The organism is Chitinophagaceae bacterium (assembly GCA_030053935.1).
In the GTDB taxonomy this organism is placed as follows: Bacteria; Bacteroidota; Bacteroidia; order Cytophagales; family JASGCU01; genus JASGCU01.
The window spans coordinates 58,520-71,488 of record JASGCU010000005.1; the positions used below are offsets into that span (position 1 = coordinate 58,520).

10 protein-coding genes, 1 tRNA gene and 1 pseudogene are annotated in these 12,969 nt (G+C 30.8%); all 12 read right to left on the reverse strand.

Translation table 11 applies throughout. The features are described from left to right. Positions 1–108: 108 nt before the first annotated feature. Positions 109–540 carry an IS200/IS605 family transposase gene (tnpA, locus tag QM536_01380; protein ID MDI9355664.1) on the reverse strand — a complete coding sequence of 144 codons (432 nt, stop codon included), beginning with the start codon at positions 538–540 and terminating at the stop codon, positions 109–111. A gap of 7 nt (positions 541–547) precedes the next feature. After that, positions 548–1,381, reverse strand: a pseudogene (gene rhuM, locus QM536_01385) (RhuM family protein). A gap of 18 nt (positions 1,382–1,399) precedes the next feature. After that, the gene (locus QM536_01390; protein MDI9355665.1) at positions 1,400–1,564 is read right to left on the reverse strand and encodes a hypothetical protein; all 165 of its coding nucleotides are present in this window, start codon (positions 1,562–1,564) and stop codon (positions 1,400–1,402) included. Between the two features lie 12 nt (positions 1,565–1,576). After that, on the reverse strand, positions 1,577–4,228 hold the full coding sequence (locus tag QM536_01395; GenBank protein ID MDI9355666.1) for a DEAD/DEAH box helicase family protein: 2,652 nt from the start codon (positions 4,226–4,228) through the stop codon (positions 1,577–1,579). Between the two features lie 102 nt (positions 4,229–4,330). Then, positions 4,331–5,107: a nucleoside triphosphate pyrophosphohydrolase gene (mazG, locus tag QM536_01400; GenBank protein MDI9355667.1), complete on the reverse strand. Its 777-nt coding sequence runs from the start codon at positions 5,105–5,107 to the stop codon at positions 4,331–4,333. Between the two features lie 12 nt (positions 5,108–5,119). Then, positions 5,120–5,791: a GTP cyclohydrolase I FolE gene (folE, locus tag QM536_01405; GenBank protein ID MDI9355668.1), complete on the reverse strand. Its 672-nt coding sequence runs from the start codon at positions 5,789–5,791 to the stop codon at positions 5,120–5,122. Further along, complete coding sequence (locus QM536_01410; GenBank protein MDI9355669.1) at positions 5,751–6,161, reverse strand: 6-carboxytetrahydropterin synthase; 411 nt, start codon at positions 6,159–6,161, stop codon at positions 5,751–5,753. Before QM536_01410 ends, folE begins: the two co-directional genes overlap by 41 nt. A 2-nt stretch (positions 6,162–6,163) precedes the next feature. After that, the gene (locus QM536_01415; protein MDI9355670.1) at positions 6,164–7,054 is read right to left on the reverse strand and encodes a DMT family transporter; all 891 of its coding nucleotides are present in this window, start codon (positions 7,052–7,054) and stop codon (positions 6,164–6,166) included. 206 nt (positions 7,055–7,260) lie between these two features. Continuing rightward, positions 7,261–7,342 (reverse strand) — tRNA-Leu (locus tag QM536_01420). A gap of 185 nt (positions 7,343–7,527) precedes the next feature. Continuing rightward, complete coding sequence (locus QM536_01425) at positions 7,528–9,558, reverse strand: TonB-dependent receptor plug domain-containing protein (GenBank protein MDI9355671.1); 2,031 nt, start codon at positions 9,556–9,558, stop codon at positions 7,528–7,530. 120 nt (positions 9,559–9,678) lie between these two features. Continuing rightward, a complete protein-coding gene (locus tag QM536_01430; GenBank protein MDI9355672.1) occupies positions 9,679–11,793 on the reverse strand; it encodes a tetratricopeptide repeat protein in 2,115 nt (704 codons plus the stop codon). Between the two features lie 50 nt (positions 11,794–11,843). Then, positions 11,844–12,776 carry an Rpn family recombination-promoting nuclease/putative transposase gene (locus QM536_01435; protein MDI9355673.1) on the reverse strand — a complete coding sequence of 311 codons (933 nt, stop codon included), beginning with the start codon at positions 12,774–12,776 and terminating at the stop codon, positions 11,844–11,846. Positions 12,777–12,969: the final 193 nt, after the last annotated feature.

Consider the following 12,969-nt stretch of genomic DNA (forward strand, 5'->3'; position numbering starts at 1 on the left):
TTTTTTATTATTGTTTTTTATTATTGTTTTTTATTGCCACGCCTTTTAAGGCGTGGGATAAAAATAAACACACAAATACAATCAGCCCTTTAGGGCTTTAAATAACAATTATTCAAGATTTTCAAAATTATAATTTTTAATAAATTCATCATATTCTTGTTGCCATGTTTTTTTTGCATGATGTTCTTCTTGTTTAAAAATATAATTTCGCACAGTATTAAATTGCGATTCACTTACCGAAACAGCGAAATATTCATCTTGCCAACCAAATTTTTCTTTACAAAGATTATTTTTATTTATCCAAAACGAACTTTCACCTTTTAACAATTGTGCAATGGTCGCAATATTTTGTTGTTCATTTAAACCCACCAAACAATGTACGTGGTCGTCAAAGCCATTTATAATATTAAGTATAATACCTTTACTTTTAGCATTTTCGCTAATATGTTTAAATACATTTTGCCTAATTTCTTTATTTAAAAATGGTTGTCTGTTTTTGGTTGACCAAACAATATGTACCCAAATTCTAATATATGGCATAACAATTTTATTTTTTCAAATTCTTTTTAAGCGAATTAATATCTTGTTCAATTTCTTTCAAACTTTGTTCGCGTTCAATCGCTTTTTGTTTTTCTTTAAATTTCGCATACTCTTCGTTTGATTTTTCAATTGCAGTTTGATGGCTTATTTTGCCTGCATGAGTTAATAATTCTCTGCCGTTGAGTTGCACAATAATGTCTAAACGCTGTATCCAATCTTTCATATACATTGGTGTTTGTTGTTGTGCCATAGATTCGGCAAAAGCAAGGTATTGTTCCACTAAAAGTCCGAGAAGTTTAATTTCGTCTTCGTTTAAATAATTTTTTTCTATATTTACATCTGTTTTTTTTATTAAACTTTGTTCTTTGTCAAACGATTGGATACCTAACAAAGGCAAGGAAGCATCAACTCTACGATAAATTAATTCGGCAGCAGTTTGTTGGTTGATAGCCCAAAGCAATTTATTTTGAACAATTTTGAAAAATTCAATTGTTTTTTCGTCTTTCGGATTGTAATCAATGCTTGTGGTATAAATATCTTTAATTTTTTGGTAGAAAAATCTTTCGGATAAACTGATTTCACGAATGCGTTCTTGCAGTTCGTTAAAATAATTCATAGAATTACCTGTTTTAAAATGCTCGTCATTTAATGCAAATCCTTTAATTATGTATTCTTTAAGTCACCCTGTTGCCCAAATTCTGAATTGTGTGCCTTGTTGCGATTTTACCCGATAGCCCACCGAAATAATGACATCGAGATTGTAATATTTCACATCTTTTTCTTGTGTTTTTCCAACAATAGCACTATGTTGAGTGGTGTGTCGGAAAAACCGAAATACCACATTTTCGTTTAACTCACCTTATTCAAAAATATTAGCAATATGTTCGGTTACAGTGCTTCTGCCTTTGCCGAATAATGTAGCCATTTGTTCTTGTGTCAGCCACACTGTTTCATCTTCTAACCGAACATCAATTTTAATATTTCCGTCTGTTGTTTTATATAAAATGATTTCTCCTGTTTCCATAATTTAACCTTTTTATGGTTTGAATAATTTTGCAATGTCGGCAAATTTACGAATATCTTTTTTATATTGTTCCCACACTTCCTGTTTTATAAAAAGCGGAATATATTTTATTTCTGTTTGCACCGAATTAACATCTTCGCACCATGTTTTAAGTCGTTCAATTTTACGCACATCGTCGAGGTCTTGTCTTCCTTTGGTTTCTGCAATATAAATTGTTTGTTCATTTTGTTTTATAATAAAATCAGGACAATATGTATGTAAATTACTATCTTCACCTTGATATTCAATATTAAAATTGAGTGAACGATAACATTTAGCAAAAGAAATTATGTCGTTACACTTTTCGAGAGAAGTGGCAAAATCAAGTTCAAAATCGTTATCGCCGACAGTTTTATTAAAAGGACTTTTTGTAGCGGGTAAAAACTTTTTATTTTCTACAAAAAAAGGTTTCGTATCTGTAATTTGAATAGTATCTTTTAGTTTTGCTGTTTTATTGTCTTTGATTGTTTGTGTGTCAATTAAAGTTTTAAAAGTATCGTGGATAATTTTTTTTGATTCAGGTTCTGCGAGGTTTTTAATAACTTGGGCATCTTCCAAATTTACTTCTTTTCCAAAAAGTATATTTTTCATAAAATTTTCGACTTTCGGATACAGTATTTCAAAACCGCTAAACATACGAACCGAGTGTAAAATACTGTTTGTGAAAAATTGAATTACATTTCTGTAATTGGGCATTGAATCGGTATATTCGGTGGTGTGCGAAAATTCCTTGTTAATATCTCTGAAAACAATATTTTTCAACTCTTGCTCATTGAATGTTTTAAGGTTTATAGGGTTTATTGTTACTTCGTTTTCGTTGATAAGTGATACATCTTTATATTCTCTGTAAATACGGGGTGCAAGTAAAGGCAGGGAAATATTTAATTTTTCCATGTCTTTTTTCTTGTTTTCTCTGTCAATTTCAATAAGAATTGTAGTTTTTTTATTGTTATCGACTCCCATTGATCTATAGTCAAGTTTTACACCGTCTTTTTTTATTTCTTCCACAAATTCAATAAATGAGGATGTTCCAACAACTACGAGTTCTTCTTTTGTATTGAAATCAAACATTTTACGTAAACCTCTACCTAATGTTTGTTCGGGTAAAATTTTTGCTTCTGATCCGTAAGGTCTTAAACCTACGATAGTTGTAACATTTTTTACGTCCCAACCTTCACGCAGCATCATTACGGAAACAATTACTTTATATGGAGAATTGGGATTATCTACATTATCAGCAATTTCTCTTAATTTTTCGAGTTTCTGTTTATCTTTTTTGTTTGTTGCATTTTCCGTAACTTCTCCATTGTTATTAGTGTGAATTACAAAAACAGAACCTTTTAAAATTTGATATTCTTTTTCCAAAAATGATTTGGTTTCGTCTGCCTCTTTTGTGTCGTTTGTCATGATAAACAAAAGAGGTGTTTTTTGCGATTTGAATAATTCGTATTGTTTTTGCCATTCAATAACTCCGAGGTGAATAAATTCTTTATATCTTTCTGTAAAAACGGAAGATTCTTTTTCTCTGAGTTGTTTACGAGATTCGTCGTCAGGTAAAACAGGAGATTTTACTATATTTTGATTAATTGCCTCAACTAATGGAAAATCTGAAATAGTTTGTACAAAGATAGAACCGTTGGGATGTTTTGGCGTTGCAGTAAAATCTAATTGAATAGAAATAGTTTTGTCTTGTTTCAGTTTTAATTGATTGTTAATATCTTGGATGCTTTTAAACCATTGCATTTTATCATCGTGAATGTGATGTGCTTCGTCGTTAATTATCACTATATCATCTATTTTATTAGAACGCAAAATTTTTCCAAGGTCTAAACCTGTCGATTTATCAGCATCAGATTTTGGTTTTTTGCCCAAATAATATTCTTCTTCGGTAATATCTTTTTCTGACAAATAAACTCTATGGATATTTGTTAAAAAGATATTTCCATCGTCTGATATTGGTTTTAGGTCATCTTGAAAATGTAAAGTAGGGTTAAAATCATTTTTCCAATTTTTATCAAAAAGTCCATTTTCAGGAATAACTGGGTCGGTTTTAAAAGCTTTTAGGTCATCAAAATCTTTTTTAATTCGGTTCAGCACAATAATATTGGGTGTAATAATTAAAAAATTTTTAGAGAGTAGCGAATTATTTTCGTATACTGTATTGAAAAAGGACCATGCTACTACCAAAGCAATAATTTTAGTTTTACCCGAACCTGTTGCGGCTTTTATGACATAACGAGTCCAAGTTTCCGTAAACATTTCTGTTGTTATCCTGTTGGAACTGTCAAAACGCATCATATTATATTTGTCGTGTGCTTTTGCCACTTCAAACATATATATAATGCTCTCAATAGCTTCGCGTTGCAAGAAAAAATATTGTTCAAAATGGTACGGCGGTTTATTGTGAACTTCACCAAACCAAAAACTTAATAATTGTTTAGATGTTTCGGTAGCACCTGCATAATTATGTAATCTCCATTCATAAACGGCTTGTCTCACTTTTGCAACAAGTGGCGGATATAGTTTTTCTATTGCGTCTCCAAATAATTCTTCTTGTTCTTTTGATGGTTTCCATCTGGAATCGGGTGGCATTATTTCAAAAGGATTTGTATTTTTTTCTTGCATACATTGTATGTATTTAAGTTCAAGTTTTTTTATTGTGGTTTACTATACATGTAAGAACTTTGTGTTTTTGTGCGGAGTATTATATATAAAAAAATATTTTTTTTACAGTTGTAAGAGTTGACGAGAATAGTAACGAAGTTCTTCTACGGATAGATTGGGTATTTCTTTGTTATCGTTTTTTATGAGTAATTCCATTGCTTGGAAACGGTTCAAAAAACTTTCATTTGCTTTTTCTAAAGCTTCCTCGGGGTTTATTTTTAGTAATCTTGCGGAGTTTATGAGAGAAAATAAGAGATCTCCGAATAGGTATGTTTTTGTATCATCGGGAATTTCTTTTTTATCCAAAAGGATTTCTTGGTATTCTTTTATTTTTGTATGTATTTTTTTGTATATATCATCTTTGTTATCTGTTTCAAATCCTACTGATGATACTTTATCTAACATTCTGGTTGCTTTTATCAAGGATGGGAGGGATTTTGGAACTCCTTTGAGAACAGATGTATTATTGGGTTCGGTAAGTTTTATTTTCTCCCAATTTTTTTTTACTTCTTCTTCATCTTTTGCAGTTACATTTCCGTATATGTGAGGATGCCTTTTTATTAGTTTTTCACATACTTCCTCAATCACTCCTGCTATATCAAAGGTGTTTGTCTCTGATGCTATTTGTGCATAAAAAATGATATGAAATAAGAGGTCTCCGAGTTCTTTTTTTATTTCTGTGGTGTTTTCTTGAAGGATTGCATCGGTAAGTTCGTAGGTTTCTTCTATGGTATAATGTCTTAAACTTTGGAAAGTTTGTTTTTTATCCCATGGGCATTTTTCTCGGAGTTCTTTCATAAGAGAAAGTAGTTTTTGAAATGCTTTTGTTTCTTCTTGCATTTTGGGGAGAGCTTATAAAGAATTGGTATTGATATAATTTAAGAAATCCCTCTTTTTGGATTCTTCTAAAAATTTTCCCGAGAAATGGGCTGTTCCTGTTCGGCTATTAACGTCTTTTACTCCTCTTGCGGAAACACAGAGATGTGTAGCGTCTATCACTACTGCTACATCTTCTATTTTTAAGGATGTTTTCATTTCTGAGGCAATTTGAATGGTCATACGCTCTTGCACCTGCGGTCTTTTTGCATAATATTCTACGATTCTATTGATTTTTGATAGTCCTATAATATATTCTTGTGGAAAATATGCTACATGGACTTTTCCATAAATAGGCACAAAATGATGTTCACAAGAGGAATAAAAGTGTATATCTTTTTCTACTAACATTTCTTGGTATTGAAAAGTATTTTTGAAGAGTTGTATTTTAGGTTTATTTTTTGGGTCTAAACCATTGAATATTTCTTTTACATACATTTTTGCTACTCTAGTAGGAGTGGCTTTCAAACTGTCGTTTTCGAGGTCTAGTCCGAGGGTTTCCATTATTTTTCTAAAATGCCCGCTTATTATTTCTATTTTCTTTTCATCGCTGATGTCAAAAGCATCTTTTCTGAGGGGGTTCAGAATATCTGCTATTTCATTAGTTTTATTCGGCGGGGTATTCAACGAAATTTCTTTCTGTTTCATAGAGTATTATTTTAATAGTATATGCATTATTTATAAGCTTCCTGAGTATTTGATATATAACAACGGCAATATTTTCAGTAGTGGGATTTAATTCTCTAAATTCTTCTACGTCTTTGTTGAGATTTTTGTGATCAAATCTATTAATAATATTTTCTTTTATGATGGTACTGAGTAGTTTCATATCAAAAACAAATCCTGTTTCTGCATCTATTTCTCCGGTAAGTTTTACAATAATTTCATAATTATGTCCATGGTAATGAGGGTTATTACAAAGTCCAAATATATTTTTGTTCGTTTCTTCATTCCATTTTGGGTTATGGAGGCGATGAGCAGCATTAAAATGCTCTTTTCTCATAATGGATACTTTCATATTTATCTTTTTTTATTTGCAATATAAACACCACCTACAATTATTACCATTCCTATGAGGTGTATATAAGTCAGAGTTTCTCCATCTACGAATCCCCATATCACTGCTACTACAGGTATCAAATAGGTAACAGAACTGCTAAAAAGGGGGGTAGATATTTGTATGAGTTTATTAAAGAGAATAGTTGCTATAGCAGTACTCATAAATCCTAATAGGGATATAAAACCGAGGGCTTCCCATGCTCCTTCTGTATTTTTGAGTTTAGAAAAGAAGTCAGTACAAAACAGAATACTTATGGTTACAGGCAATACAAGCAGAAGTGATACGCTGCTTATGGGGAATGGTTTTTTATGAGAAAGGTATGTTTTAATAACATTGACGTTTATGCCATATAAAAGTGTGGCTAATACTATAAAAAAAGCATAAAAATTAATACTTACACTGTTGGTGCTTCGGGATATAACTAATATTATAGTACCGAAAAAGCTAATAACTATGCCTATAATATTAGCGATGGTTATTTTTCCATGGAAAAAGAGATAAGAAATAAGAATAGCAAAAATAGGGGCGAGGGAATTGAGAATTCCTGCTATTCCGCTGTTTAACTTTGTTTGTGCTAAGCTAAAAAGGATAGCAGGTATTACGTTTGCTAATAAGGCAACGAGAAAAAGAAGATATAGGTTTGTAATGTTAAATTTTTTGAGATGTTGGAGAGCAAAGGGGAGTAAAACGAAGCCCGCAACAGTAATTCTTATAGCTCCCAATTCTATTGGAGTATATACTTTTAAACCATGTTTAATGAGGATGAAACTTGTTCCCCATATAATAGCAAGGGTTATAAATAATGCCCATTCTTTGGTAGAGTTTTGTGAGAAAAAATTATTTTTTTGCATTATGAGTAGATTTCGATGAGTGTGAATTACAGTGAAGGTGTTTGAGAGTACGCAGAGAGGGACTCGAACCCTCACAGCATGAGCCACTATCACCTGAAAATAGCGTGTATACCAATTTCACCATCTGCGTTTGTGGTATATGTATAATGTATGAAGAATTTATTTTGTATATTATATAATGGATTTGAGTAATATGTTGTTTGGTGTGCGCAGAGGGGGACTCGAACCCCCACAGCGTGAGCCACTACCACCTCAAAGTAGCGTGTATACCAATTTCACCACCTGCGCTTATAATAAAATGTATATACTACTTTTTTATTATCGTTACTTTATAAATAATTCCAATATACTTTTTTTATCGTTTTTACAAAAATAATACTTTTTTTTGTGATTATTTTATTTCTATTAGTGTTATTTTTTTTCATAATATAAAAGTATTTTCAACATGAAACTCAGAAAACTTTCTCTAATGGCTAATCAGAACTTATTTTATAAACAATTTCAAAAAAATAAGTTCTTCCAGGTATAGGGCTATCATAGGGAGTAGATCTATTAGGTACCCCATAGCGAAACTCTGTATCTAAAAAATTATTAACCCCCATTCGAATAGTAATATTTTTAAGAGGGAGATTTTCTAAATGAATTCCTCCGTTCAGTAATAATGTAGATGGGTATGTTTTTATATCGGTTGAAAAGGGATATAAAAAATAAGCGCGTTCGCTGTAAAACCTTGATTGAATAAAAAAATTCAGAATATTATGTGCTTTTATGTGTGTGTTCAATGTTATCTTATGAGGTGCGTAGGCAAGGTATTTATTTTTATAGTTTGGATTGAGAGATTCATTTATAGTAAAGAGAGATGCATTATCTTCCGAAAATTTATAATAAAAACTGTAAGAACCTTCTACAGAAAAATATCTATGGGTGTAAGAAATAAAAGATTCTATACCTGTAGTACTTGGGATTTTTGTTCTAAAGTATTTTTCTGTATTGTTTATGTCCCATATTTTATGGGCATCTATATAAAAAATATTTGCATTTATGTACAATTTATTTTTATAATTATATCCTATTTCTAATTCGCCAGATACAAAATCTTCTGTGTTTTTATCGTTCATGGAAAGATCTGTATTATCTATAATGTAAATGGGTAGCAGGTTGTAAGTTTTACTGAAAAGGAGTTTATAGTGTATATTGTTATATTTTTTTGTGAAAGATACTTGCGGAGCATAAGAAACTCCCGTAAAAGTATTGATATCTAATCGTGTTCCAACAAATATATTAGTAATTTTTGTTTTATAAGAAAATTGAGAATATATTCCTATATTATTGTTTGTGAGAGTGTTTTTTTTAGTGCTGTTAAAGAATGTATCAGTTTGAATATAGTTTTGAGTGAGAATAACCCCATCTACTCCGATATTACCTCCTATTTTTTTGAAAGCAGTAAATAACCAATCTACTCCTAAATGGGTTTTATATGAAATCTGGTCTTGCTTATTACTTCCGTTATTGAGAGGAGTAGCTGCTTTAAAATATACGAAAGAATGTATTTTATGGTTTTCTTTTGAAATAGTATGTTCTGCACCTATATAATGCCCGCCCAAATATCTATTATTTTTTTTATAAAGAGTAGCGGCAGGGTCTGTTCCTATGCTATACCCTTCAAAAAGATATTTAATACCTATACCTTTATAAGAAGCATGAGCAGATATGAATACATTTTCGTACTGTGAATTTCTTGCATAGTTTGAAGAAATAGAATCATTTCTAAATAAAAACACTTTATTGCTAATATTTCCTTGGGAGATACCGGTTGATAAAAAAAGATTCACGCCATTTGAAAATACATTTCCTACACTCATATCTGCGATTTTTTTAAAAAAATCGGGAGAAAATTCTTGTTGGACAGATGCTTTAAATCCATTTTTATGGTCTCCTGCTTTTGTTTTCACAGAAATAGTTGCTAAAGGAGAATACCCTGAAATTCTTGGGAGAGAGGAACCTCTTACTATTTCTATTTTTTCTATCAGAGAAATAGGTATTCTTCCGGTCATAACTGCTATTCCAAAACTTGTTTCATTCAGAGAATGACCGTCTACCAAGAATAGTATTTTATTATCCCCTCCATAAAGCCCTCTGACTCCTATTGTTCGTATATTTCCATCTAAAGTAGAACCTTGAAACCCTGGAACTTGTTCTAATATTTCTAAAATATCCCTTGCCCCACTGTTTTGAATATCTTTTTCTGTTATGAGTGTAAAAACTACGGGTATTTCTGTATCGTCTAATTTTAATGGATTAGATAAAATACTATTCTCAAATACATTTATCTGTTTTTGGAATGAGAGATATTGCTTTGGGTCTGTTTTTATAATAGTATTTTTTTCAACATCTTCTTTCCAAAAAACAACAGAATCAATAAAGTTTTCTGTATTTATTTTTTGTGAATAACCTACATAAGTTATTAAACATAAACTATAAAGGAGGTATATCTTTTTTTCCATTGTTATTTTTGTATTTTTAATAATAATTAACCTTGTTATGCTATTATAAAAAATTCTCATTAATTGTTTCAATAGTTCTTTATTCTATTTCAAAATACATAAAAATTTGTATCTATTCTTTTACAATTGTATTTGATTTTGTTGTAAAAAATTTATTATTTCTTGCCTTTGAGAGGTACCTTCTATGTATGTTCGGACTATTTGGGAGTTAAGGGAGATGCCTTTTTTCCAAAAACTTTTAGATTCTTCATATTTTTTTTCTAAATAGAGTATATGAGCAATATACATATAAGAATGGGCTTTTTGAGGGTCTATTTGTATTGCAGATAAAAGTGATTTTTTGGAATGTTCGTATTGAGAAGTTTGAAATTGTATTACCCCCAATTGAAATTTTGCTTCGTACATCTGTGGATTGAGAGTGCTGGTCTTTTCATATTCTTTTTTTGCTTCTTCAAAAAGAGATTGTCTTTCCATCATTCTTGCAAGGTTAAAATGTGCTTGCCATAGTTGGGGGTTTAATTCTGTCGTTTTTTGAAAATAGAGCATTGCATTTGGAAAATCATTGAGTATCTCTGCAACAATGCCTGTTTCAAAGTATGCACGGTAATGATTTGGGTCTGTTTGAATAGCTTTTTCAAAGATAGAAATAGCTGAATCGTAGTTATTTTTTTGAACATACATTCTACCTACATTTACCATATAATCTACGTTGGTTGGATTTTGGTCAAGTATTCTTTTATAGCATCGTAAAGCTCCATCTGTTTTATTTTTGAGTTCAAAAGCCCTTCCTAAACTTTCCATAGTTACTTTTTCCGCAGGATTTAAACGAAATGCTTCTTTTAGATGGGTTTCTGCTGTATCTAATTCTCCTAAATCAAAGAACCATTTGCCCCTTGCTCTCCAAGCAGCGGGACTATTGGGGGATGTTTCTGTTGCGCTTTTCCAAAAAGTTATTCCGTCCTCAAAGTTTTTACTGTGAATGTAGGTCATACTGCTCAATATACATATTATGGGAAGAAACACCCATTTAGAAGGGAGAAGCATTTCTTCTTTTCTCTCCGCTGCAAAAAAACTTTTCTGTTTATGAAGAAGTTCATTCAGAAAGACAATAAAACCTATAGCAGGCAGGTAAATCCTATGCTCCAAGTAATCACTAAAATTCATATCAGTAGCACGAATAATGGTAGGGGGTAATAAAAAAATAAACCACCACCCTATCCATAATATAATATGAGAACGTGGTTTTATATATAAGACAAGGCCTAAAAAAAGAAGATACATAACTACTCCTATCAGAGAAGTAAATAAGGAATAGGCGGGATATATAGATTGATTGAGAGGAAGGATGAGCTTGCTTAAAGATTCAAAAGTAAAAGGAATATTATAGATAAAGGCATTTACACTAATTTCTGTTTCTGCTATTTTTGTTCCATTAAATTTTGATGCGGTTTCTTTTAATACATTATGCCGAATGGGAAGCCATATAAGGGTTATCAATGCCCATAGGAATACCATTTTTTTTAGATTTATGGGATTTTCTTTTTGGACTTTCAAAATAGAATAGGCAAAACACACCATAGCAAGTCCTACTCCACTTTCTTTGGTAAATAAACAAGCAGCATACCAAAAAAGATGAAGAAACAAGTATCTTACTTTGTTTGTCTTTTGATATTGGATATAAGAAATCATACCTGAAAGGATGAATATGGCAAGATAAGGGTCATTTCTTCCAAATATCCATGCTATTGCCTGCACAAAAAGCGGGTGAACGGTAAAAATCAAGGTAGTCCAAAAGGAAATCCATCTATCATATCCCAATAAACACAATAAACGAAATAACAAAAGACAAGAAATAAGATGAAAGAGTATATTAGAAAGATGGTAGATAAAAGGGTCTGTTTTTGCAATAGAATAATCAAATATAAAAGAAGAAAAAAGCAAAGGACGGTAATATTCTAAAGAAACAGAGTGAGAAAATCCTTTATATATATTAGAAAAGTCCTCAAAATAATGAGCATTTTCGATAATATACCCTTTATCATCAAAGTCTACGTATCTATAACCAATGGTTTGGGCATATAATATAAAACCTATAATGGTTATAAGAATATATCCATAATACATTTTAAAAAAATGTGGTGGATTTTTTTTTGTTTCTTTGATTTTTGTAGTAGATATGGGTGTTAAGGGCGGTTTTTTTATTTTTTCTTTTGGTGCTGTTTTTTTAGAATGCATGATTTATTTATATGAATTATGGCGTGTTTTTAAAATTAATGTGTATTCCTTTAAAGGTTATTTTCTTTTTTTATTTGCATTACAAACTCTAAAGATACTCCAAAATCCTCTGTTATTTCCATAAGTGTGAGTTTTCCTCTCTTGAGAGCTTTTATGGTTCCTTCTTTTTTTTCTTTCTGAATTCCAATTGCTTCTCCCTCTTCTCTCCCTTCTTCTCTCCCTTCTTCTCTCCCATCTATTCTCGCAGTTCTAACGGCATCTGTATCACGAACCCAATTTATTATATTTTTTTCATATCTTTTTCTTTCTACCTCTGTCATGTTTATTTCTGCTAATTTTTGTTCTACTTTGTCTATATTTTTAGAAGTAGACCCTTCGGCAACCTCGCTATTTTTAAAAATATAAATCCACTCATCTATTTTTTTTTGAATAACGTCTTTATACCTATCTACGTTTATTAAATAATATTCAGGGAAGATATTCTTTTCTCTAAAACTATATTTAGGAGATAGACTTTCGGGTATTTCTGTTTTTTGCTTTATTACTAATCGTTCACCATTATTAATCCCTTTAAATTCTGTTATACCTCTATATAAATAATCGCTCCCATCTCCCAAATTAAAGTATAAAATACTAATAGATATCACTTTACTAATATTTGCAAAATTATTTCCTAATTTTTGATGGTCTACAATTATTTTGGAAGACGCATATAATAAACTTTGTAAAAAATCTATCTCCCGGGTGTTCTGTATTTCAATATATATCTTTCTGTGTGTGCTATCTTCTACCAATAAATCTACCCGAATAAATTTATCATTTTCATCTATTTGATTCGTCTCACTCTCTAAGAGAGACAATATCTTTATATCATCGTCTTCTAATAAGGCACATAAAAAACCCTCTAATATATCAAAATTTGCCTTATCTCTTAATACTGTCTTCATCGCCCAATCAAACCGAATTAATCTCTTTGCTTTCATATTTTTTAGAATTATAAATTATAAGCTATTTCTGTTTTTGGCATTTCTTTTGGGTCTTTTGTGAAACTTTAAAAATAAAAAAATATGCCACAAAGTTCCACAAAGAATAAAATCATGACTAATCAATAATCACTACTTTTTCTATATTCAAAACCTCTCCTCTTTCTCCGTATATTATCATAACTCACATTAT